Raw genomic sequence first — 24,129 nt, 5'->3', positions numbered from 1 at the left:
GCTTCACGGTTCAGGAACAATTGAAGAAACTCAAGGAGGAGATGACTTTTGGTCTTCTCGATGAAGGGGATATAGAAAAGATCGCTCCTTTCTTCGAACTCAAGAATTATTCTGCAGGCACGCAGATATTCAGGGAAGGTGAGGCAGGGGATTTTATCGGATTTGTTGTTTCAGGAAAAATCGAGGTCAAAAAGCAGACAGAATTCAAAGGGAATCAGGTAATCATCGCGCTTCTTGGATCCGGCGCGCTCTTCGGTGAAATGTCGATATTTGAACAGCAACGTTCTGCAACCGTTGAAACGGTTGAGGACTCCGTCATCCTTGTTCTGCGGAACAGCGGGCTGGATGCGATCACCCGGCAGTATCCCCACATCGGGATAAAACTGCTGAAAGGGTTTATCAGAATCCTTGCGCTCCGTCTGCGCAAGGTTACCGAGCGTCTCACTACAATATTCTAGCCATTGTGAAGCTTCCGTCTATTTCCGTTCCGGGCACGCTGCTCCGCCGTCCTTGTCTGCAACGGTGTCATTGCACCACCGGTGAAGCCAGGTGGTTAAAAGGGTTTGTCCTTATCGCAAGGGAAAAAAGGTAGGGATAGTTGTTGCGGAGGTGCTGCATGTAATACAGCCATTGGACGACCAGCAATGTATATACCCTTCTGATGTCTCCTGCAAGATGCTGGACGTCTGTTTTTGGAATATGCAAAAGGTCATTCCGGAACGTCAGCTCCTCCGTAAGATGAAACACTGCTCTCAGGAGTTCTGTAAAAGCTTCATGTTCAAGCAGCATCGGATTTTCGAGCAAACGCAAAAGGAAATCTTTCTTTTCAGTCAGGTACGTCCGCAGATGTTCAAGGTCGATTTGGCGCATATCAACCGCATAGTCATATCCCTGAAGGGTTTTCACGGCTTTTTCAAAACTTTTTCCGGACCACTCGCCGGTGATGATAAGGTCCTTTCTTATCCTTTCTATCGCCGGATCGGCTTTGGAAAAATATCCGAGCAGGGATGTGCCGGATTCGCTGAAAAATACCCCGATGACCATATTCATCTTCTCAAGCCTGGCGATTTTTTCCCTCTTATTCAGCATCATTTCAGTTGCATTTGCCACAACCCCCAGAAAGGTGCCTACCCCAAGGATAATCATCACAATGGCAAGAATCTTGCCCTGCGCAGTCACAGGATGTATATCGCCATATCCGACAGTAGCTATGCTGACGATACTGAAATACAAGGCATCCATCAGCGTGAGATCCTCGATAACCGAAAACCCCAGGGTTCCCGCCAGAATGACAGCTCCAAACACAATCAGGTAAATCCTTAATCTGAAACGGAAATAGTCCATATACGGATATCATATCACAGGTTTTTTTCTTTTCCCAGGAAGATGCCGTGTTTTCAGAGATGCCCCCAGTTACCGGCAGAAAGATCACGGGAGATTGCAGTGTAAGAAAAGATTTTTTTCTTGATAAGACGCCATCCCTTGTTTTAAGATGTTGTCAATGAAGACTCATGGAATAGCGGGCTTCTGCATCCTTCTCGCGATGATGATCACTCTGGCTTCCTGCGCCGGCATACTTGCAAAGTCAACCGCTGAATCCGAGTTTGAGACAGGGTTTTCTCTTTTCAATCGCGGCAAGTATGACGAAGCGATAACACATTTTGAGCATGCTGCAGAGCTTGTGCCGGACTTCGGCAAAGCCTATCTTTATATAGGAAGATCATACCTGAATCTCGGGAAATGGCGCGAGGCACTTCCCCCGCTGCGGACTGCGTACCGCCTTGCTCCGGATGAAACCAAACAGGAGATTGCAGACATCATCATGGACATCATCCTGAAGAATACCCTGCAATTCGACAAGGACACCGAGTCACAGTTCCTGGACCTCCTGAAACCCCGTTAGCCAGTCTCTCACGCCATTTCAGCACTGTAAACCTATCTCCGGCGACGCGTTGAGAAGGGAGCTTTTTGTGACTCTCTTTCGCCACCCCACCGGCTTCTGCAGGGAAAATGAAAATATTCCAGCTATATTTACTTGCACTGGCAAAATTGATATTATTACATTCAGAAACAGGATGTTGCCTCTGTTGCATGTTTTTGTTCCGGGAATACCTTGCTCCCGGAACAAAAAAGGGGAGACAATGTTCCATTGCGTTCAGCACGCTTATTGCAGCACTATCCTTCCTGAGCATTGAACTATCCTGGAAAGGAGAGTTCAATGCTCGGAACATGCGGAAACTGTTATCTGTTAACGGGAAACGCTCTTCAAAGTCTGGTGCGGAGCGATATTTCCTGAAAGGATATCACATGAAAGAGCAGAGACAGTATAAGAGGTTCAAGGTGGATCTCTTCGGTATAAGTGGCAGAATGACGTTTGCGAGAGATGTGAGAATCATTGACATGAGTCCCGGAGGCGTTGCCCTGAAAACCGACAGACGACTGAACGTCAATGGTGAATATACCCTTAAGATAAAGGGGAAAAGCAGGGAACTGACAATCAGGGGAACTGTTGCGTGGTCAATCATCCATGAAAGCATAACAGACGCCTCCGGAAACATTATCCCCATATACTCTGCAGGGATGCAAATTACGGACATCTCTGACGACAAAAAACTCGAGATTGCAGGGTTCATCGAAGAACACAGGCATGAAATCGCACAGGAGGTTTTCAGCCTCATTAACCTCAGGATCAATGTCAGAATACAGTTTGATACACCTAAAGAGGCTATCCTGCATTATCATGATAATTATAAAGTCAAAAAAATCAGTCTTGGCGGCATGCTGATAGGAAGCCAGGAAACGATTCAGCTCGAAAGCCGCCTGCCCATGGAGCTAGATCTCACCGGGGACAATACCGTCAAATTTACCGGACGGGTCGCCTCCTGTCTTCTCGTATCAGAGAAGGATAATCATCACTACGATATCGGAGTCGAGTTTCTTGATATGTCACCGGAAGACCGGAAAGTGTTGCATGCCTTTATTTCCGCGCTCGAAAGCGGCAACCCTGAACCTTCCTCTTGATAATTGCTTCCGTCATTGTTGTTATGCTGCCGTCCGGCAGAGAAGACTTGCCAAAGGCCGACTGCGATATTTCCCGGTCCGGCGCGTACCGCACATGTGCGATTGACCCTCTCTCACGCTGCAGACCACACACTTCGGAAGATTTCCCTGCTGATACGGGACAGGAATGAATTCTGATATACTATTAGCTAATATCCTTTCCGGAGGGAATGCCATGCGGTATTCAAAGTCCCTGAACAAACAACTATGGATAGTATTCTTGTGCCTTATGCTTGTCGGTACGGTCTTTCATAACATATCGCTTGCGGGAGAAACTCTCAAAATAGGAGGCGCGGGAAGTGCACTCGGTTCAATGAAATCTCTTGCAGCTGCCTTCGAAGCATCACGCCCGGGAATCAAGGTAACTGTTCTGCCAAGTCTGGGAAGCATCGGAGGCATAAAAGCAGTATCAAAGGGAGCCATTGATATCGGATTAGTCGGAAGGCCTCTGACGAAAAATGAACTTAAACTGAAATTAACCCTTATAGAATATGCAAAAACCCCGCTTGTGTTCGTCACTAAAAAAAATATCGGGGTATCCAATATCACGACTCAGGAGATCATCAGGATCTTCAACGGCGAGATGCAGACGTGGCCAAACGGCGAACGCATCCGCCCTATCCTGCGTCAGCCTGCGGAAAGCAACGCGATCACGGTACGGGAGATTTCATCTGCGGTAAGCAACGCCATGGACATCGCGATGTCACGTCCATGGAGAGTAGTGGCCCTTACCGATCAGGAAACAGCCGATCTTGTGGAAAAGACACACGGCTCCTTCGGTTTCTGCACATTAACCCAGATTATTGCTGAAAACCGTCATATGACTATTCTGGCGTATAACAGCATCCCCCCAATGCTCAATAACCGCGTCAATGCGGAATATCCGATTTCCAAAAACCACGCCATGGCAATAAAAGCCCACCCCTCCACACTGGTGCAACAGTTTATTGATTTTGTAAAATCACCTGAGGGCAGAAAAATCCTGGAAAAAACAGGGAATGCGCAGATATAAACCCACCAGCATACAATGCAGGCAACGAAAAATATAGCTTCGATCATCACGTGGCTTTCAGGAGTCATCATCACCCTGCTGGTAATCATTTTCCCCCTGGTCTATTTTGTCGTCTCCTATGAATATATGGTAGGGAGTCTCGAAACCGAAGGACAGATCGGGTCAAGTCAGATAATGAAAATCATCAGCACAAACCCGTACGACTGGGAATTTGAACTGCACAGGCTCCAGGAAGCATTATCTGATTACCCGAGGAAAGGACATGCCGAGAGATGGCGTACCCTCAACACAATTAACGAGGTCATTGCAGAAAATATGGCCGAACTCGATACACCCGTCATTAAACGTTCCTTTCAGCTGTACGACACAGGAGTGGTTGTCGGAAGGCTCGAGATTTACCGTTCCATCAGACCCCTGTTGATGAAAACCGTCATGGTCGCATTGATAATGCTGCCTGTTGGCGCAGGAGCATTCCTCATCCTGCGTTTCTTACCTATACGTACAATATACAAGGCTGAGGAGGCGCTCAGGAAATCCAAGCAGCTTCTTGAAAAAACTTTTGCCAGCCTCCGTGATGCAGTGCTGATCCTCGACGCCGGGACCGGAAAGATCATTGACTGCAATCAGGCCACAACAACGCTATTCGGCTACACAAGGAACGAGATGCTGAACCGGACTCCCGGTTTTATGCACCTTACTGAAGAAGAATTCAGGGAATTCAACAGGCATCTTGATTCCGCGGTGAAGGATAAGGGATTCATGTTCCTTCCTGAGTTCAGTATGAAACAAAAGGACGGGACAACCTTTCCGGCTGAGCATACCATGCTCCCTCTCGAAGATGATCAGCATAACCGCATAGGCTGGGTTCACGTGATTCAGGATATACGCGAGAGAAAAAAGATGGAAGAAGAGTTGCTGAAAAGCCAGAAACTCGAATCTCTGGGGGTACTTGCCGGAGGTATTGCCCATGATTTCAATAATCTTCTCACAGCAATTCTCGGGAATATCTCCCTCATCAAGCTGTATCTGCATTCTCCCGAAGAGGTGTCACAGATCATCGAGGATGCGGAAAAAGCAACCCTCAGGGCCAGGGATTTAACCCATCAGCTTCTCACCTTTTCTCAGGGCGGGACGCCGGTTATAAAAACCACGTCAATTGTGCAGATCACAAAGGAATCAGCCGGATTTGCCCTGAGAGGATCAAATGTGAAGTGCGAATTTTCCGTTCCCGATGACCTGTGGCAGGTTGATGTTGATGAGGGGCAGATAAGCCAGGTCGTGAACAATCTGATTATCAATGCAGACCACGCAATGCCGGAAGGCGGCATTATCAATGTCCGCTTCAGCAACGTAGTTATTGCGGAAAATGATATTCTGCCGCTGAAACAGGGAAAATATGTGGAAATATCCTTTCAGGATCATGGCATCGGAATCCCCAAAGAATACCTCCACAAAATCTTCGATCCTTATTTCACCACAAAACAGAAGGGAAGCGGTCTCGGACTCGCCACCGCATATTCAATTCTCAAGAAACATCATGGGTACATTGCGGTGGAATCCGTGAAAGGAGACGGTTCCCTCTTTCAAGTCTATCTCCCTGCGTCCGGGGAGCATGCAACTCCGGAACTCCCTGAAGAAGAGAAGTATCGTTACGGAAAAGGCAGGATACTGCTCATGGACGACGAAGATGCAGTGAGAAAAGCCGTCTGCCTGATGCTGAAAGGGATAGGATATGAAGTTGTTGCTGCCAAAGAAGGCAGAGAAACTGTTGCATTGTACAGAAAGGCTCTTGAGTCAGGTCAGCCTTTTGACGCGGTAATCCTGGATATCACCATACCCGGCGGCATGGGAGGGAAAGAGACGAACAGACAATTGATGGAAATCGACAGGAATGTCAGAACAATCGTTTCGAGCGGCTATTCAAACGATCCCATCATGTCCGAATATAAGGATCACGGGTTCAGAGGGGTGCTCGCAAAGCCGTACCGGGTAAAAGAACTGAGTGAGACTGTGGCCAGAATCATCGAAACTGCACAATAGCTCACATGATGACCGGACATGGAGCCTTATCCAGTCTATTCATAGATTTCCTGGAAAATCAGCCGAGATGCCTTATGACGAAATCGACACAACCCTCCATTTCATTCATCCTGAATCTCCGGGCATGATCTGGTGCGGCAGGTGGTGGTGTTTTGTCAAACACCACGACATCTGAAATCCTGAGGATATCTTCCGCACCCTCCTTGATATTGCCTTCTGAGCCTGCTGCGAATATGACAATATGGGGATATACAGCCCTCACCGCGCTGTTACCCTCGATAATGATGCCGTTTAGATGTGCAAGCATTTCAAGGGCAACGGGAAGAATCTTTCCGAGTTCCTCAGAAGGAGCACATACCCAGAGAACTTTCTGGGCACCGGCATCCAGTAATCTCCTCGTATCTTTATTTTCTTCCGAGAGGACTTTGTCGTCTGTGATGAGGGAACTGTAAAGGGGGGTTCTTGTGTATTTAATCGCTCCCCACCCTTTCAGCTTCTGAAGGATTGCACAGGCAACCGTAGTTTTTCCGGACCCACTGTGCCCTCCGCCGATTCCAATGATCAGGGGCATCTGTTGAATACCGTCACACTCTGCAAATTCGGGGCAGGGTCTTATCCGACTCCCGTATCCTGTACTTCTTCCCCGGGGACTTTTTTCACTTCCTTGAAGCCGCACTCTTTGTTATGACAGAAGAGTGTGATATCGCCATCCTTGTTCCTTTTTTCGAATAGGAAGGCAGCGCCGCATTTCGGACACGTGAGAGCGACAGGCCTGTACCATGAGGCAAACTTGCATTTCGGGAAGTTCGTGCAGCTCCAGAACTGTTTTCCCTTCTTCGAACGCCTTTCAACGATGTCCCCGCCGTCATCGGGACATTTGATCCCGGTTGCCAGGGGCTTTGCATTTTTGCATTCAGGGTATTTTGAGCAGGCAAGGAATTTCCCATACCGTCCTGATTTTATAATCATCGGTGACCCGCATTTCTCACATTTCTCATCCGTCTGCTGCGGGATGCTTTCCACAGATTCAGGACCATCCCCTGCCCCTTCTGTCTTGAGCGCTTTTGTATTCTTGCATTCCGGGAACCCGGTACATGCCAGGAACCTCCCATGCCTTCCCCATCTCATTACCATGGGAAGGCCGCATTTCTCACAGACAATCTCTGTGGGAATATCTTTCGGCTTTACCTTGCCGACAGTTTTTATGGCTTCCGAAAGGTCACTGTTGAAAGGCTTGTAAAAATCCTTCACAACGTTTTCCCACTTCATTTTTCCTTCTTCAATATTATCCAGTTCATCTTCCATCTTCGCGGTAAACCCTACATCAATAAGTTCCGGGAACCTCTCGACAAGATAATCGTTGACAACAACACCAAGCTCCGTCGGAGAAAATTTGCCTTCGGTCTTCTGGACATATTTTCTGTCCTGGATAGTCGAGAGGATTGCCGCATACGTGCTCGGCCTTCCGATACCTTTTTCCTCAAGCGCCTTCACGAGAGTTGCCTCGGAATACCGTGGGGGCGGCTGGGTAAAATGCTGTTTGGGCAACAGTCCCAGCAACCTTAGGTTCTCATCTTCCTGCAGTGCCGGCAACGTAAGGCCGGTTTCCTCTTCTGACTCATCTTTCCCTTCAGTGTACAACGCCATAAACCCGTCAAAACGCACCACTGTTCCTGTAGATTTAAATTCATACGAGCCCTGCTGACCATCCTGCAGGTTATGAATAACAAATGCTGTCTGTTCAAGCTGTGCCGGCGACATCTGGCTTGCGATGAAACGGTTCCATATAAGGACATACAGGGCGAACTGATCTTTTGAAAGGAATGTCTTTATCGCTTCAGGCCTTTTTTCCGGATAGGTAGGCCTGACCGCCTCGTGTGCCTCCTGAGCAGAGGCTTTGCTCTTGTACACATGGGGTTTTTCCGGGATATATTCCTTACTGAACGCCTTTTCAATAAACGCCCTCGCCCATTCCTGCGCTTCCGGTGCCACCCGGTGAGAATCTGTTCTCATATAGGTAATCAGTCCTACAGAGCCTTCCTCCCCGAGTTCTATGCCCTCATACAGCTGTTGCGCTATCATCATGGTCTTTTTTGCCGGGAATCGCAGCTTTCTCACGGCTTCCTGCTGCAGTGTGCTGGTAATAAAAGGAGGGTAAGGCATCCTTTTCCTGTGCTTCCGTTCTATCCTGCTCAGTACAAATTCCTTGTCTTTCAGATCCGCTGCCAATGCATGCGCGGTCTCTCCGTTCGTGATAAGAAATTTCTGGTCATTTTGTCCCGCTTCGCGCTCCATCTTCACAAGCTTCGACCAGAATGAGGGAAGCCTGGACCCTTCAAATTCAGCATTGATGCTCCAGTACTCTTCGGGAGTGAATGCTTCAATCTCACGTTCCCTGTCCACCACGAGTCGCACGGCAACCGACTGTACCCTTCCTGCGCTCAGCCCCCTGCGCACCTTTCTCCAGAGAAGAGGGCTGAGCCCGTACCCGACCAGCCTGTCGAGTATCCGTCGAGCCTGCTGAGCCTCAACCTTGTGCATATCTATCTTCTGCGGGTTTTGTATCGCTTCTTTTACCGCCCGCTCTGTAATCTCATTAAATACAATCCGGTATATCTTTTCATTGATCGGCTGCTTTTTCCTGTCAGATACTTCATATGCAATATGCCACGCGATTGCTTCTCCCTCCCTGTCAGGGTCAGGGGCAAGGAACACTCTATCCACCTCTTTCGAAGCCTTTTTCAGCTCCCTGATAATCTTCTCCTTTCCCGGAATCACCATGTACCGGGGCTCAAAATTTTTTTCGACATCCACTCCGAGCTCTTTCGCAGGGAGGTCTTTTATATGACCAACAGATGCCTTTACTGCAAATTCCTTTCCAAGTATCTTATTGATCGTCTTTGCCTTGGCAGGCGATTCGACAATTACCAAAGAATTCATGCCAGATAAAACCTCTTTCCAGTTATTTGTTTGACAGTGCCTTTTAACTCCAGTCCAAGCAGGATTCCCAGCACCTTTGATGACGGGGCCCCGCTTTCCCGCGAGATCTCGTCTATCTGCTTTGGCTCACCGGAGAGAAGATCACAGATTTTCTTCTCTTCTTCCGTAATTTCTCTTGTGACCTTTTCCCTAGCCCTGATAAATCCCTTCAGCACAGGGGCAAGCTCTTCCACAATATCCTCTGCCCTCCGTGTAAGTATCGCTCCCCTTCTGATCAATTCATTTGTGCCTGCAGAATTCCCTGAAGTTACTGCTCCGGGTACGGCAAAGACCTCTCTGCCCTGTTCTGCTGCATAGCGGGCGGTTATGAGTGCCCCGCTCTCAGATGCTGCCTCAATCACTAACACCCCGAGCGAAAGCCCGCTGATCAGCCTGTTTCTCCTCGGAAAGTTCTCTTTGTCGGGCGGGGTTCCGGGAGGAAACTCAGTGATGACACATCCGCATTCCGCAATTTTTTCCATAAGCGTTTTGTTCTCGGGGGGATAGGGAACGTCGATACCCGACCCAAGTACCGCGAGAGTTCTTCCACCGGCCTTCAGAGCTGCCTTATGAGATAATGAATCAACTCCTCTTGCCATGCCGCTTACTATCGTAAACCCCATGGATGCGAGATCACCCGAAATGCCTTCTGCCATTGATGCCCCATAATGCGTAAGTCTGCGTGAACCGACAACTGCGATCGCAAACTTGTCATGCGGATGGACATCTCCTTTAAGGTATATCACCACCGGGGCGCCGTCAATTTCCTTCAGCAGTTCCGGATAGGACGGGTCCTGAAGAGTTGCAATCCTTATCCCATTTTTTTCAGTATGTACAATCTGTCTCTCTACTGCATCCCATGAAGAAAACTTCAGGATATTCTTTGCACGGGCACTGCCAATCCCGTCGGCAGCCATAAGATCCAGTTCGCTTGCACCGAATACGCTCTGCGGAGACCCGAAACGCGCAAGCAGCTTTCTGGCGCTCACAGGCCCCACGTCAGGGAGCATGGACAACCCTATCCAGTATTTCAGGTCCGACATATCCCGACGTTCACCTTTTCACGCCTTTTTTCAGCTTACCCAACTTCAGCCTCAGCGCATTTATTTTGATGAATCCCTCTGCATCCTTCTGATTATAAACCTCTTCTTTTTCAAATGTCGCAAGTTCCGGATTATAGAGTGAATACGGAGATTTTCTTCCGACTACGGTACAGCTGCCCTTATACAGTTTTACCCGCACCGTGCCGTTCACATCCTTCTGAATATCATCAACAAGATTCTGGAGCGCAGACCTCTCGGGAGAAAACCAGTACCCGTAATACACAAGTTCTGCATAGCGTGTGATAAGGGAATCCTTCAGATGCATCACTTCCCTGTCGAGGACGATCGATTCCAGAGCCCTGTGGGCTGTGTGGAGTACCGTGCCTCCGGGCGTCTCATACACGCCCCTTGATTTTATTCCCACATATCTGTTTTCCACGATATCTACTCTGCCGATGCCATGTTTCCCCGCAACGGAGTTCAGCCCTGAAAGGAGCCTGGCAGGAGACAGTTTTTTGCCGTTTATCGCGACAGGATCACCCTTGCGGTAGGTCAGTTCGATATATACGGGCTTGTCAGGGGCATTTTCAGGCGGAGATATCATTGTGTACATATCCTGTGGCGGCTCTTTCCACGGGTCTTCAAGGATACCGCCTTCATAGCTGATATGAAACAGATTTCTGTCGATACTGTAGGGTTTTGCTTTTGTTGCGGTCACCGGTATCCCGTGGCGCGCCGAATATTCGATGAGGGACTGTCTTGAATCAAAGGGCCATTCCCTCCATGGGGCTACTACTTTGATCCCGGGCTTCAGCGCATAGTATGTCAGTTCGAAGCGCACCTGGTCATTTCCTTTTCCGGTAGCACCGTGCGCTACCGCCTCTGCCCCTTCCCTGACGGCAATCTCGATCTGCTTTTTCGCAATCAGAGGCCTGGCAATGGATGTCCCGAGCAGATATGCGCCCTCATAGACCGCGTTCGCCCTGAGCATGGGGAAGATGTAGTCGCGAACAAATTCCTCTCTCAGGTCTTCCACATAGACCTTTGATGCCCCGGTCTTCAGTGCCTTCTTTTTGATCGGCTCCATCGCTTCGTCCTGTCCGAGATCGGCACAGAAGGCAATAATCTGTGCATGATATTGTTCCCTGAGCCACTGTATCGCCACAGAGGTATCAAGCCCTCCCGAATAGGCAAGGACGATCTTTTTCAGCATGAGAAATCCTCCATATAAGTTAGTTTGTTACAGGAAAGTTTTATAGCACAGGCTATAACAATAAACCTTAGCATAAATCATAAAAAAATGTAAAACACGCACGGATGGCCTGCCCGCTGTGACTCAGTCCTTGATTTTTTCCGGCAGGAACTGATAAAATTGTAACTGAGACTCAATATCAATTAATTATTTTGATTGCAGTGCAGTTCTGAGGAGCCAGTCCTGCTTCTTTGCCAGTCGCTGAGGAAATGATCCCGCAGCCCTGGGGTACTGTTTCAGTAAATCCTCTGAAAGACATGAAAGAGAATAAAACGTTTGCGGATTTTCTCAGGGACCGGGGGCAACGCTTCACCAAGGAGCGTTCCGTCATTCTCCGGAAAACCCTCTCATGCGGCGGCCACTTTGATCCCGAATCGCTCTATCTGCAGATACGGGAGACCGGGTCGAAGGCATCACGGGCGTCAGTGTACAGGACTCTCAGCCTGCTATGCGAATGCGGCCTTATTGCGAAAGTCAGCAAAACCGAACACGGTACCATCTATGAAAATACCTTCGGACAGAAGCATCACGATCATATGCTATGCACAGAGTGCGGAAATGTCATCGAGTTTTATTCCAGGGAACTTGAAAGGCTTCAGGACAAGCTTTGCAGGAAACAGGGGTTCACGGGGACCGACCACACCCTGGAGATCAGGGGACTGTGCAGGCAATGCAGGAAGAAAACGAAATGAAAAAAGAGAGAAAAAGACAGCGTCAGCGGCATCGCGGTACGGATACCATCCAGAGCAAGGTAATTCTTCTCGGCACCCCGAATGTAGGCAAAAGCGTCATCTTCGGCCTTCTCACCGGAAAATACGTGACGGTCTCAAACTATCCGGGCACAACCGTGGAAGTATCATATGGAAATGCTCCTATCGGCGACAGGGATTTTCTTATTATCGACTCTCCGGGCGTGAACAATCTCATCCCCATGAGCGAGGATGAAAAGGTCACCAGGGATATCCTTCTGAAGGAGAGACCTGAAGCGGTTATCGTGGTTGCAGATGCAAAAAACCTGAAAAGAGCCCTCATGCTCCTGATACAGCTTGCTGAGATGGAATTGCCCTGCATCCTTGATCTCAATATGGAAGATGAAGCAAAGGCGCGGGGCATAGAGATAGACTATCAGATGCTGGGCGAACTCCTGAACGTTGAGGTGATCGGCACCGTTGCGCCTCAGAGGAAAGGCATTCAAAGATTGCGGGAGGCCGTTGCAAAAGCCAGAATCCCTTCGGTAACCGCACGTTACCACGACATTATCGAAGAATACGAAAAGAAAATCTCCGCACTTCTTCCGGACGTGAATATTTCGAAACGGTCTGTCTCCCTGATGATACTGTCGGGAGACGAAAGCCTCAAGGATTGGCTCATGACAAACCTTTCTGCTGAACATATCAAGCAGATTGAGGACATAAGGGACGAAGCCCAGCTGAAACTGAAAGAGCCGATCTCTTCCTTAATCGGGCAGAGCAGGATAAGATTCGCGGAAGATGTCACAGGCAAAGTCCAGAGGAGCGGCGTGAGGCAGACCGGCATGTTCATGCAGGCCCTTAACCGCTGGACCATGCACCCTGTACTGGGATTCCCCATACTGCTCTTTGTTATCTTCTGTTTCTATGAATTTGTCGGTGTTTTTGGTGCAGGCGTTCTTGTGGATTTCCTTGAAGAGGTTATTTTCGGAAAATATCTCAACCCGGTGGTTGAGAAAGTCGTCACAGGCCTTATCCCGGTATCGTTTCTTCAGGACATGCTCATCGGAAAGTACGGGGTATTTACTATGGCTCTGACATACGCCCTCGGCATTATTCTGCCCATTACGACCACTTTTTTCCTTGCGTTCGGATTCCTTGAAGACAGCGGGTATCTGCCGCGGCTCGCCGTAGTCTCTGACAGAGCATTCCGGTATCTTGGACTGAACGGCAAAGCAATACTGCCCATGGTGCTCGGTCTCGGCTGCGGGACCATGGCGACAATGTCAACCCGGATACTTGAAACATCAAGGGAAAGGATAATCGCAACTTTCCTTATTGCCCTTGCCATTCCCTGTTCGGCACAGCTCGGGGTGATATTCGGCATGCTCGGTGCCCTCTCGTTGCGGGCGATGCTCTGGTGGGCAGGGACTGTGATACTCGTCCTCATCCTGACCGGATATCTCGCTTCACGGGTAGTGCCCGGGGAAAAACCTGATTTCTTCGTAGAGCTTCCGCCTCTGAGAAAGCCGACCATGGGGAACATCATCATGAAAACTCTGAGCAGGATAGAATGGTACGTAAAGGAAGCTGTCCCTCTTTTTGTTCTTGGCACCTTTATCCTTTTTCTCCTTGACAAGTTCAGGATACTCGGCTGGATAGAACAGGCTGCTTCACCGCTTGTTGTCCAATTCCTCGGACTTCCTTCGCGTGCAACCGAGGCGTTGCTCATGGGATTCCTCAGAAGAGATTATGGCGCAGCAGGCCTGTTTGATCTCTCGCGGCAGGGACTGATGGATGAAACCCAGATTATTGTAAGCCTGGTAACCCTGACCCTTTTTGTACCGTGTCTCGCAAACTTCTTCATGATGATAAAAGAGAGAGGTCTGAAAACTGCATTGCTCATGATGGTGCTGATAATCCCGTTTGCCCTCCTTGTCGGCGGAGCACTCAATCTCATCCTGCATATCTGACACGATTCATCTGTCGTGCTTCAATCATGGCAGGGAAATGCCTACATGGATACAAAAAAATGCAGTCCTTCCTGTTTTTCAACCAATCTGAAAAAATCGCATCGGCAGCAGTGCGTTATGGCTATGCTCTTTTTCTTTCTTTCAGCCCGGATCTGCCTGATCAACCAGCATACCCTTCCTCCGTTCGTGCCATGGTTGATACGGTCAAATCTTTCATCTGTTGCGGCAGCACACACAGCAGGTGCATCAGCTTCCGGATCATGATGTTCCTTACCGCATCTTTTATATTCCCAGCAGTTCATATTCGCCACCAAAGCGCTCGCGCTGTAAATCAGGGATCAATAATGCCTGCATGCTGCATTCAGCCTGTGGCCCTGGCAGCAGTGCTGCAGGGTGAACTCGGGAAGGTTCCGGGCTTCCAGCAAAACGATATTTTCTTTCACTGTGGGTGCCTGAGACTGAAACACCTTGATCCCCAGCCGGTTCAGTTTGTTCAGTGCACCTGCGCCTATCCCGCTTACTACCACCGCATCACATTTCTGGTTGTTCAGTGCCTTCATCGGATTGCAGGATCCGTATTCATGATGCAGGTCGCTGTTCCTGATACTGTTTACCTGTCTGCTGTCAGTCTCGAACATGATAAATAAAGGTGCAGAACCGAAATGCCGGTGTATTCTGCTTCCAAAACCATTATCCTTAAGAACCGGAAAGCAAATTTTCATCCTGTCCCTCCTCCTGTGCTGTTTCTGCATGCGAGTTTTTCCTGCCCGTTGGATATTCTGCTATACAAATATCACAAGGTTGCTATTTTCCTCCTGTTCTACCCTGGAAAAGAAATCGCATTGAGAGCACTTTCCGGCTTGTTCGCCTTTCCCCTTGTTCCCGGATGCGATTTTCTTGGTATACCAGCACATCCTTCCTCCGTTTTTTCCGCTGTTGAATCCGTCAAACCGCTCTTCACGTAACGAAGGACATCCTGTATCTGCACAATTCTTGTATTCCCAGCAGTTCATTTTCATCATCATATTGCTCCTTTCGGGGTCACTGATTTCAAGGAGTTCATAGATGTCTATCTTCTGCATCTCTGCCGTTTCACTGATTTCTTTTTTCACCCCCTTTCCCGGCTCTGTATTTCGGCCCGAGGCACCTGACAATCGCATGATCCCGATGCCCCACCCGTACAAATGTGAAGGTATCTGTCATACATAGGGCAAAAACAATGCCAGAGTGGCAGGAGCAATTTTAATTATTATTTATCAAATAGTTGCAGAAGAAATGCGACAGAGCACAGAAAGGAGAAGATATTGCATTATTGCAATTTATTATTGCACTTTATTGCAAAAATGCAACTGTCCTTTGTCTACTGTATTTTTAACCGCTTCATCTTTCTCCAGAGTGTGCTTGGATGGATACCCAGCTGTTTTGCCGTTGCCGAGCGTCTGCCAAGATTCCGTTCCAGAGCCTCCCGAATGGTTCTTTCTTCAGACTCCTGATGACGATCATGCAGCGACAAGGCTCTCGCTGATGGTACCTTTGTGAACGATTCCCTGAATTCCTTCGGCAGATGCTCGACACTAATCCGCTCTCCGCGGCACATCACGAATGTATGTTCCATGATGTTTTCCAGTTCCCGGATATTCCCCGGGAAATCGTATGCCATTAAGAGGCGGATTACATCGTCTGAGACAAATAATAGTTTCTTGCCTGTCTTAAGATTCAATTTCTTCATGAAATGATTCACCAGGAGCGGGATATCCTCTTTTCTCCTGCGGAGGGGGGGCAGTACTATCTGTACAATATTCAGACGATAAAAAAGGTCTTCCCTGAACATCTTCTGTTGTACCATATCCAGAAGGTTCTGTTTGGTGGCGGCGATAATCCTCACATCCGCCTTCGATGCCGCAGTTGCACCTAACGGTTCATATTCCCGCTCCTGCAGCACACGGAGCAGTTTTACCTGCAAGAGGGAAGGAATGTCGCTGATTTCATCCAGAAAAAGGGTGCCACCCTCGGCAAGCGCAAACCGGCCCGGCTTATCCTGTTTTGCGTCTGTAAAAGCACCCCGTTTGTACCCGAACAGCTCAGATTCAAGGAGGGCTTCCGGCAATGCACCGCAGTTGACCGCAACAAAAGGTTTCTTCTTACGTTTGCTCAAATTATGGATGGCCCTGGCAAAAAGTTCCTTTCCGGTCCCGCTTTCACCCTGGATAAGTACTGTACTGTCGCTTTCGGCGATATGAGGGAGGATTTCGAAAATCGCCTGTATTTCATGGTTCTTGCTGATGATGTCTGCAACCGAATACTGTCGCGCAATTTCCTTCCTGAGGGCTTCAAATGTCGAAAGGTCACGGAAGGTCTCCACTCCCCCGATGATACTGCCGGTTTCGTCCTTCAGAAGTGCCGTGCTGACAGAAATGGGAATGATGCTGCCTTCGTAATTCAGGATATTCACCGGGAGGTCAATGATCTCTTTCCCCGATGAGAGTGTTTTGCGTAACGCACACGCGGTCTGACAGATATTCGCGTGAAAGACATTGAAGCACTTGCGGCCGATCGCTTCGCTTGATTGAATCCCGGTAATCCTTTCTGCGGCGCGGTTGAAAGAGGTAATATTCCAGTTCTTGTCAACCGTAAAGACCCCGTCAGCGATGCTGTCCAGTATTATCTTCGTTGCAACTGACTGGTTGTCCTCTTTCCGTTTCTTGTGCCTTGCAGTAATAGACATGCCTAATCAATTATCAGACAGAAAGCCCCATATAATCAAGTACATGACCTCACACCGCACATCCGGAACATGTGCTCATTGCCTGCAGTTCAGTATTGATAGAGGATCGACAGCCTGGCCTTTTCAGAAGTGTTGGCGGAATTCTCTGCATTCACCTCAATGGTATACAGATACGGGATCGTCATTACCACAACCTCGCCTGAGTGCGCTGATACTACCCCGGACTTGACCAGATCCTCATCCCCGCCGGTATTGCCCGGCACGGTATCCACGACTTTTGCGTACACGTGATACGGGAAAGGAGTTCCCTGCAGCCGAAAGCTGAAGTCATACGTTGCTCTGCTGGCAGGATCAATTATACGTGAGTAATCGCACCCTGACCAGCAGGCTGTCGGCACATGTAATTTTGTGACTATTCCCGTGTAACTGCCGAATGCGCTGCAGAAGGTGGCAGAAGAAAGTGCAGTACACGAATCAGCGGTCGTGATGGAAAGGTCGATCGAGGACAGAGATTTCGCTAAGGCCTCCAGGGAAGATTTTTCTCCCCTGAGCCCTATGATCTCACTGGCAATCCCGGCCCCTCCGATGCCTGCCTCAAGCGCAGTCCTGTATCGTTTCTGGATGCCGGAGATCTGCGTACCGGAAGTTATGATATACACCAGACCTGCGATTGTTGCGAGGACAACTGCAGACAGCACAAGTACCATCATTAGCGCAATCCCTTTTTCAGACTGAAGGATCAGCCTTCCGCAAGATGTGCAATTGTTCCCTGCTGTCTGTTTGTCCGTCACTCCCATAAGTTTTCTCTTCCTGCATGTACGACAGGCATACTCACCCCATGAGGTTCCCCGGCTTGACGATGATGGAATATACTCTCCACCGGTAGTGCGTCCACTCTGTTCCTATCTTCTCATTGAGTTTAAATGAACTTCCCAGCCCATATTCTCCCACTGTAATCGTATTCTCCGGATAACCATAATGTGCATCTTTCTGCCCTTCATGAGCAAGGATATATACCCTTATTTCCCTGAGACGGCGCCTGAGGTCAGCGGCATTCTGAAAAGTCGACATGACAGATGCGGCATTTGCATTTCCATCAGCACTCAGGACAACACTTCCATCAGCATCCGACTCTGTCTCTGCTGCTCCGTCCCCGTCCATATCAAGCCGGTAAATCACCTGAAAGTCGGCAACGCAGTCCAGAATGGGCAAAAAACTCTGTCCCCCGTTACCCTGATTGATGATGGCCTTTTCAAGCACACCCGTATTGGGTGCGCACTTTTTCGGAACGTTTGCCTGTGAGATGAAGTAATCAGCCCTGTTGAACGGCATCCTCAACACCGTATCAGGGTCAACCCCATACACTATCCTGGTCCCGGCAGTCTCGGAAGGAGACCATGGCGAATTCATGATACTGCCATAATTGGTTGAAAACACCTCTGCGCTCATCACAAGGGAACGGCTGAAACCTGTATCACCCGGGGCAATGATGATAACCCTATCAGACTTGGCAAGGTTCTCTGTCTGCGGAATCCAGGAACGGGGATTATAGGGTGCAACAAACGGCAGAGGTCCCAGCACGGTCCATTTGTCGCATGTTTTATTCCGTGCAACATTTGTCGCCTTTATCACCAGATAGTCAGAACCGTTGGGGCCCGTATTATTTCCGCTCACGAAAGCACGGGGAGGACTTCCGGGTGCATCATTGTATTTGCGTGCCGGATGCCCTGAAGCCTCGCTGTAGTGAATGGAATTCTGAAAGGACCACGGCAGGCCGTAGCCCGCATGCCCTAAATCCCGCCTCATCATCTCGAGCCCGACATTCCCTTCCATATTCGATTCCGCGATTTTTCCCTGCTGTTTGAAATGCGTCAAAAGGCCGGTAAAAACTTCGGAGGCTGCGCTGAGAACAAGCACCAGGACAGCCATGGTAATCAGAAGCTCAGTCAGCGTGAACCCTTCATTATGCCTGATCAATTGTTTCTCACTATAGAGGAGACTGAATGGGTTGAACACTCGTCTTTATACACCCACCTTACGAGAATCGTGACCTGTTTCATATCCGCTCCCATGTCTGTCACTTCCCTCCTGGTTCCATAACTGAAATTCGTCATATTCCGGAAAGGTCTTATCACTTTCACAGGATAGGACCGCGGATCATTCACTGGAGGCCTCTGGCATGCATCCAGCACAAGATTGTCATCAGGAATGTCATCCTCCACATCCCTTAAAAGCCTGGCAAAACAGAGGTTTCTGGCTTCGTGCATCCTCATCTCACCGATCCTTACTGCCCCATCCCTCAGGATATTCCTGAAATTTGTTTCGATTCCGAGCAATGCAGTCTGCATCAGGGCAAGAGATACCAGAAGCATTACCACACATGAGATCACTATCTCAACGAGCGTGACTCCCTTCTCATTGAACAATACAGTTTTTGCCATCCCATTTCCCGATATTGATTCGTGTCGCAAAGAATACGATACAGTCGTAATCCGGCTCGCTCGATTCGTTGCTGAAACGGATAGTCCCGTTTGGTCCGGGATTCCCGGAAACCAGGCCACGGTGGTCAACGCGTATGATTCCCGTCCATAAAGACGGATATCTGAGCGTCTTCGTATTGACAACCCCGCGTATGCTGTCGATATCAGGTTCATATTGCTCATTGTCATCCGCATCCTCGCATATCTGATAATGATCGGGGGTAATGGTGATATAGTAAGTCCTGTTTGTATCCATGGCCCGCGCCCGTGCATTCATCATATCCGCATAGACGTTTTTCACCTGGCTCTCCACCTCGTAACTCCCCATCCATCCGTGGAATGAAAATCCGAAAACTCCCACAAGTACCGCAGCGACGGAGAGTGCGATCACGAGCTCAATAAATGTGATTCCCTGATGATTGCTCATTTTTCCCTCATGTGCAGTACCCGTTTCACCGGAGGCGGGGGAGCGATTACAGAGAGCCCCTGCGCGGTAGGTGGTGCCCCCTCTATAGCGGAAGACTTTCGTCCTCCTGACATATCCGAGGGGGAAAACGCGGTTCCAAGGTCTTTTTGCTCAATGCTTCCCGTCGAAGTCTGAAGAAGTGCTTTGCCCCTGAGCAGTGCCCCCGCATATCCTCCGGTATCGTATTTGACCGCCCAGACAAAGCTTTTTCCTCCAAGGGAACATGCGTCTCCATAAGGCTTAAAGGAGGTGAAAAACACAAGGCCGGACCCTGTTGATACAGGGTCTGTGATTACCCTTTCCGCCCGGTATTTTTTTGTCACCGATGCAGAAGGGATGCCTTCCAGGTAAGTAAAACTCCCGGCAGGGTCAAGATTGATAAACCACCCGTTCTCAGGTTCATCCTTCAGGTTCGGGGTATTGGTAACATCAGTCAGTCCGCGTATACCGGAAGTGCACCCTGAGGCGAACCCGGCAATCGAGAAACATGGGTCCTTAATGCCAAAAATACGCCGCTGCTTCGTCTGATCATCTGCTGCAGAGGCCTGTGAAAAAAAATACCTCCCTGTTCCGAAATAAAGCCATAAATTCCCTTTTTTCCTGTTCTGGAGCCTGGCAACCGATGAAGTCACAGGTCCGCCTTCACCCCCGGTAAAATCAATCAGCGTGCTCAGGGACCAGCCTGACGGTACAGTTCCGTTGGTCAGAATTCTGAGGATGCCTCCATCTGTCCATGTGTTGTCAGCAGCTTTTTTCGTGTAGGGGACATACAGCACGTCATCCTGATAATCCATGTTGCTGTCGTGCGCAGCGTTCATCATCGAACCCGCAAAGGCTTTCGGGATTCCCGTATCAATTGCGGGAACTGCCATGCTTCCGTCCCTTAAATTCAATATAAAAATGCTGAGGTTCTGGTCTGAATTACCGAGAAACTGTCGGTCTGTTGTACTGATCGGACCGGTGGGGCCGGAACCAAATACCACATACCATTCGCCGTTTTTATCTCTGTCCTCTCCGATTCTTACCACCGCTGGCCCTGTCGTGGTAAAGCCAAGCCTTGGATCGGTAAATTCCCAGAGGAGGCGGGGATGTGTCTGATCAGTGATGTCCAGTGCAAAGTAGGAAGACAACCCATTGCCTCTGACCGGAGACTTCACACAGTCAGAGCTTCCGCCGGAAGGCAAATTGCATTGACTGTCCGCATCCCTGCATGCCCCGCCGAATCTCATACCCCCTATGAGCACAGTCCGCCAGCTGTCTGCGGTTTTTTTGCCTCCCGGAGAGCCGTTGATACTCGCATCGAAGAGATACGGACTCAGGTCAACTGTATAGATATGGCAATACCCGGGATCAGCGAGGTATTTGAGATATGGAAGCACGTTCCTGGGAATGAATGCCCACATCTCATGTCCCAGTGGTGTAGAGGGATCGGGATTCCTCAGTCTTGCCTTTTTTGTCTCCGAATTCTTCCACGCACCGCTGAATTCCAGTCTTCCGAGTTTAAATGCATGGAGCATCCCGTCATTTGCACCGGCAAAGACCATCCCTCTGTTCCTGTATTGCGCGCTCGTAACAAAATGATCCGGATCAGCAGGTTCCTCAGGATGCGGCATCATGTTTTGCATTCCATAGGTTGTGTCGCCATAGGCCGTATGATAGGAGTTCAGCGGTATCCATGACGCAACCCTGGGGGTAGAATTCACAATATCTCCGAGTCTCCATACCTTCGGAGATTCCCCTGTGTCGTCCGAATCGCCATCCCCGTTCAGATCAACTCCGACAGTTCTCGACCTCAGCCATGTGCAGGAAGGATTTGCCGATGAGAAATCCTCGCCCTGAATATACTGAATCAGCACTCTGGCATCATTATCGTTCACGATCCCGTCATGATTGAGGTCTCCGTCCCTGAACCCGTCTCTGTCAGAATCGTATTCCGGCAGATCCAGATATGGCCTTAGTGAAGATGCATTGCCGGTCGAAAAGAGGGACAGATTCGTATGGGTGCCCGCCCCTGTTACAGAAGCCGGAATGTAAATAACCCGCGGAGATACTGCAAGATCCCTTTTCCATAGTTCAAGGCCGCTTTCCCAGAGGCTTGTGAGGGTCTCCAGATGCTTTGTCTTGAGAGGTGCTGCGCTGTCGGCCACCCCGTTGCCGTCAAGGTCAGCGTAAAGAGCCGTTTTCGTAGCATTCTCCAAAGAATCGTAATAGGTCTGCACAATATAATCATTGGAGAGGTCGAGGATCCGGTCACCGTTGGAATCCTCACGTATGCTGCTCTTCACAAAAAACGGGTCAACATGATACCACAAATTCTGCAGCCTCCCGATCCATGAAACCTTTCTGTCAAACATTCCCGTCGGACTTATTGGTGTACGCGGATAAAAAAGCGCCTGCAGCATATTGGCACCGCTTCCCTCTCCGGAGGAAAGCATAGAGGACGCGGTACCCGAAGCCATCCGTTTCAGAATATCATTCAGAGCGGCTGACAAGGCTTCTCCGAGTTTTTCAGGCTGATTCACTCTGAAATATTCCCCGTCGCTGACAGCCGCAGCATACGCAAGCATCTTTTCATTATCAGCGCTGCTGCCATAATATGCCGTATGGATGATATAGGTACTTACGTTCTGCCGCGGCCGGATACCATCGTCAGGATAGAGGTCTTTATGGTATGCATAGCATGCATTTGCCGGAAAGGCATCAGGATAACGCAGTGAAGCGCATGCCGCGGGAAGGGGCAAAAGCCTGCTGCTGTCCGATCCGGGGTGTCTGCCTGTTGTCACAAATACTGCAAACGTCTTCCTGCACGCCCTCGCAGGGTCGTCTGCCCACGCATAGGGGGTCTGGGAATACCCGTCATTATCACTGTATGAAGATGCTGATCCCGTAAAATAGTGCACCATTTCCCGCATCATGTCAGCGAGATATGGAGTCTGAGGATCAGCGGGAGGCCATGCGGACGCAGCGGTGAGCAGATTCCTGAAGTATTGTTCCCTCTCTGAAGCGGTCATGGGAGGAGAATCTCTTGGGATGTCTTGCTGCGTATCCTTTCCGCTGTTCCATCTTCTGATCCCGAATCGCGGAGCATTCATGTCATACTGATAATCCTGATCTTTGTCTGCAAATTGCTGCAGGAAACCTGTCCTGTCTTCGCTGGTATACCGTATTCTCACTTTGCCGTCCACCAGCACAACGCCGGCGTTACAGTGAGAAAGATTTCCGAGACTTATCTGTATGCCTGTAGGATTTGACCCGTCAGAACCTGAAAGACAGAAGGTATATTCAATCCCGCTGAATGGGTCCCTTCCGCTGACAGTCGCAGCGTGTGCCTGCCCGAGACTGTACAGGATGCCATTATATGTAAATACATTGCCTGCTCCCGAATCTGTCCCGGGTTCCGGCCATCCGAAACCGACGAGAGCCTTTCTTGAAAGATCGAGTGAACTCATGACTGCCCAGTTCAGCAGGTCCCCCGCAAAGCAGTTTTTTCCTTCGCACGCATTGTTCTTTATGAAATAGCCTCCCGTGCTGTCATATGCATACCGGTCATCCGGTCCGCTGTCAAAGAAACCGTAATGTATCCTGGACTTATCAAAATTGGCGCCGGGGTCTCCGGGCAGTTCATCTGCAGGATATGCCCTGTTCAGCACATCCTCTCCATTTTCGTACGCAATCATGATGTTCGGCATGACGCCTGCGTTTGCAATATGCGGCGGGACAATGCAGTAATCCTTCATGGAAGCGGCAGAAGAGGTGAGAGGTATGGCACACAGAAAAAGAAAAATCCATACACTGATAATGCGCATGCCTCTGTATATTCTTGCCGCGGGCGTACAGCACGGACATCCTCCCGGACATTCTCTTGAGGATATGTCATGCAGTTCCATGCTATGTTGCGATTTGTCATGTTCCACTGGTATTATCCGATGATGCGGGAAAAACGGTTTCCCTGTTCGGCACACTCACAACAGCAGCCGGAGCAAAAGAATATACCACACAATTATTAGCAAATGCTAATATAATTTGCATCATATTGTTTTTCATAGATTATTTTATGTTGACAAGTCTCCGATGCCGGGATCTGACGCCCCGGGCGTATATGTATGTCCTCAGGCATCAGATATCTCCAAATCCAGCGATACATAACTCAAGTGTGTAACAAACAGGTCTTTGCGAGTCCCGAAAGCATTCGGGACGTGGCAATCTCAGATGATACGACGAGATTGCTTCGCTACACTCGCAATGACTATTCCTATCGCTGGATTTGGGGTATTAATATGTCGAGAAGGACTAAACCGCTTGCGCGGTGGTAACGAATAGACTGCGTTTTCTGTTCAGTACAGAGCTTTCCTGAGTTGCAATCGTAAGTCTGATAAATCCCCCCTTGTTGATCAGTCCAAGTCTTTTTAC

General features: G+C 49.3%; 21 protein-coding genes. 7 read left to right on the top strand and 14 right to left on the bottom strand.

Translation table 11 applies throughout. The features are described 5' to 3' along the window. Positions 1–20 precede the first annotated feature (20 nt). On the top strand, positions 21–458 hold the full coding sequence (locus tag AB1552_12305; protein ID MEW6054550.1) for a cyclic nucleotide-binding domain-containing protein: 438 nt from the start codon (positions 21–23) through the stop codon (positions 456–458). Between the two features lie 67 nt (positions 459–525). On the opposite strand, the gene AB1552_12300 is transcribed toward AB1552_12305, so the two are convergent. Next, a complete protein-coding gene (locus tag AB1552_12300) occupies positions 526–1,344 on the bottom strand; it encodes a potassium channel family protein (protein ID MEW6054549.1) in 819 nt (272 codons plus the stop codon). A gap of 157 nt (positions 1,345–1,501) precedes the next feature. Here AB1552_12300 and AB1552_12295 point away from each other — a divergent pair, with 157 nt between their 5' ends. The 4 genes from AB1552_12295 (at position 1,502) to AB1552_12280 (ending at position 6,112) form a co-directional block, all read left to right on the top strand. After that, positions 1,502–1,903: a tetratricopeptide repeat protein gene (locus tag AB1552_12295; GenBank protein MEW6054548.1), complete on the top strand. Its 402-nt coding sequence runs from the start codon at positions 1,502–1,504 to the stop codon at positions 1,901–1,903. A gap of 404 nt (positions 1,904–2,307) precedes the next feature. Next, complete coding sequence (locus AB1552_12290) at positions 2,308–3,021, top strand: PilZ domain-containing protein (GenBank protein MEW6054547.1); 714 nt, start codon at positions 2,308–2,310, stop codon at positions 3,019–3,021. Between the two features lie 214 nt (positions 3,022–3,235). After that, the gene (locus tag AB1552_12285) at positions 3,236–4,072 is read left to right on the top strand and encodes a substrate-binding domain-containing protein (GenBank protein ID MEW6054546.1); all 837 of its coding nucleotides are present in this window, start codon (positions 3,236–3,238) and stop codon (positions 4,070–4,072) included. Between the two features lie 15 nt (positions 4,073–4,087). Next, positions 4,088–6,112, top strand: coding sequence for an ATP-binding protein (locus AB1552_12280; protein ID MEW6054545.1), 2,025 nt, complete (start codon positions 4,088–4,090; stop codon positions 6,110–6,112). Positions 6,113–6,170: 58 nt separating this feature from the next. On the opposite strand, the gene AB1552_12275 is transcribed toward AB1552_12280, so the two are convergent. The 4 genes from AB1552_12275 to AB1552_12260 are packed head-to-tail and all read right to left on the bottom strand — an operon-like array spanning position 6,171 to position 11,347. Continuing rightward, positions 6,171–6,683: a hypothetical protein gene (locus tag AB1552_12275; GenBank protein MEW6054544.1), complete on the bottom strand. Its 513-nt coding sequence runs from the start codon at positions 6,681–6,683 to the stop codon at positions 6,171–6,173. A gap of 41 nt (positions 6,684–6,724) precedes the next feature. Beyond that, a complete protein-coding gene (gene topA / locus AB1552_12270) occupies positions 6,725–9,052 on the bottom strand; it encodes a type I DNA topoisomerase (GenBank protein MEW6054543.1) in 2,328 nt (775 codons plus the stop codon). Beyond that, positions 9,049–10,134 carry a DNA-processing protein DprA gene (gene dprA, locus AB1552_12265; protein ID MEW6054542.1) on the bottom strand — a complete coding sequence of 362 codons (1,086 nt, stop codon included), beginning with the start codon at positions 10,132–10,134 and terminating at the stop codon, positions 9,049–9,051. The genes topA and dprA overlap by 4 nt, the downstream gene beginning before the upstream one ends. A 10-nt stretch (positions 10,135–10,144) precedes the next feature. Beyond that, positions 10,145–11,347 carry an argininosuccinate synthase gene (locus AB1552_12260; protein ID MEW6054541.1) on the bottom strand — a complete coding sequence of 401 codons (1,203 nt, stop codon included), beginning with the start codon at positions 11,345–11,347 and terminating at the stop codon, positions 10,145–10,147. Between the two features lie 230 nt (positions 11,348–11,577). On the opposite strand from AB1552_12260, the gene AB1552_12255 reads away from it, so the two are divergent. Together AB1552_12255 and feoB are read left to right on the top strand one after the other, a co-directional pair. After that, positions 11,578–12,078, top strand: a complete 501-nt coding sequence (locus AB1552_12255; protein ID MEW6054540.1) for a transcriptional repressor — start codon at positions 11,578–11,580, stop codon at positions 12,076–12,078. Next, the gene (gene feoB / locus AB1552_12250; GenBank protein MEW6054539.1) at positions 12,075–14,048 is read left to right on the top strand and encodes a ferrous iron transport protein B; all 1,974 of its coding nucleotides are present in this window, start codon (positions 12,075–12,077) and stop codon (positions 14,046–14,048) included. Before AB1552_12255 ends, feoB begins: the two co-directional genes overlap by 4 nt. Before the next feature lie 41 nt (positions 14,049–14,089). Here feoB and AB1552_12245 read toward each other — a convergent pair whose 3' ends face one another. The 9 genes from AB1552_12245 to AB1552_12205 form a co-directional block, all read right to left on the bottom strand. Beyond that, positions 14,090–14,350: a two-CW domain-containing protein gene (locus AB1552_12245; GenBank protein MEW6054538.1), complete on the bottom strand. Its 261-nt coding sequence runs from the start codon at positions 14,348–14,350 to the stop codon at positions 14,090–14,092. A 36-nt stretch (positions 14,351–14,386) separates the two neighbouring features. Beyond that, positions 14,387–14,770 (bottom strand): NifB/NifX family molybdenum-iron cluster-binding protein, encoded by a 384-nt coding sequence (locus tag AB1552_12240; GenBank protein ID MEW6054537.1) that lies wholly within the window; start codon positions 14,768–14,770, stop codon positions 14,387–14,389. A gap of 60 nt (positions 14,771–14,830) precedes the next feature. After that, positions 14,831–15,160 carry a two-CW domain-containing protein gene (locus tag AB1552_12235; GenBank protein ID MEW6054536.1) on the bottom strand — a complete coding sequence of 110 codons (330 nt, stop codon included), beginning with the start codon at positions 15,158–15,160 and terminating at the stop codon, positions 14,831–14,833. 248 nt (positions 15,161–15,408) lie between these two features. Then, positions 15,409–16,773, bottom strand: a complete 1,365-nt coding sequence (locus AB1552_12230; protein MEW6054535.1) for a sigma 54-interacting transcriptional regulator — start codon at positions 16,771–16,773, stop codon at positions 15,409–15,411. Positions 16,774–16,862: 89 nt separating this feature from the next. Then, positions 16,863–17,483 carry a hypothetical protein gene (locus AB1552_12225; GenBank protein ID MEW6054534.1) on the bottom strand — a complete coding sequence of 207 codons (621 nt, stop codon included), beginning with the start codon at positions 17,481–17,483 and terminating at the stop codon, positions 16,863–16,865. A 121-nt stretch (positions 17,484–17,604) separates the two neighbouring features. Further along, entirely contained in the window at positions 17,605–18,750 is a 1,146-nt protein-coding gene (locus tag AB1552_12220) for a prepilin-type N-terminal cleavage/methylation domain-containing protein (protein ID MEW6054533.1), read from the bottom strand. Further along, a complete protein-coding gene (locus tag AB1552_12215) occupies positions 18,747–19,214 on the bottom strand; it encodes a hypothetical protein (protein MEW6054532.1) in 468 nt (155 codons plus the stop codon). Before AB1552_12215 ends, AB1552_12220 begins: the two co-directional genes overlap by 4 nt. Next, positions 19,189–19,680 (bottom strand): GspH/FimT family pseudopilin, encoded by a 492-nt coding sequence (locus tag AB1552_12210; protein ID MEW6054531.1) that lies wholly within the window; start codon positions 19,678–19,680, stop codon positions 19,189–19,191. The genes AB1552_12215 and AB1552_12210 overlap by 26 nt, the downstream gene beginning before the upstream one ends. Continuing rightward, the gene (locus AB1552_12205; GenBank protein MEW6054530.1) at positions 19,677–23,525 is read right to left on the bottom strand and encodes a hypothetical protein; all 3,849 of its coding nucleotides are present in this window, start codon (positions 23,523–23,525) and stop codon (positions 19,677–19,679) included. Before AB1552_12205 ends, AB1552_12210 begins: the two co-directional genes overlap by 4 nt. Positions 23,526–24,129: the final 604 nt, after the last annotated feature.

Source organism: Nitrospirota bacterium (assembly GCA_040754395.1).
GTDB lineage: Bacteria > Nitrospirota > Thermodesulfovibrionia > Thermodesulfovibrionales > SM23-35 > JBFMCL01.
This window is presented reverse-complemented; position numbering and strand designations above follow the sequence as displayed.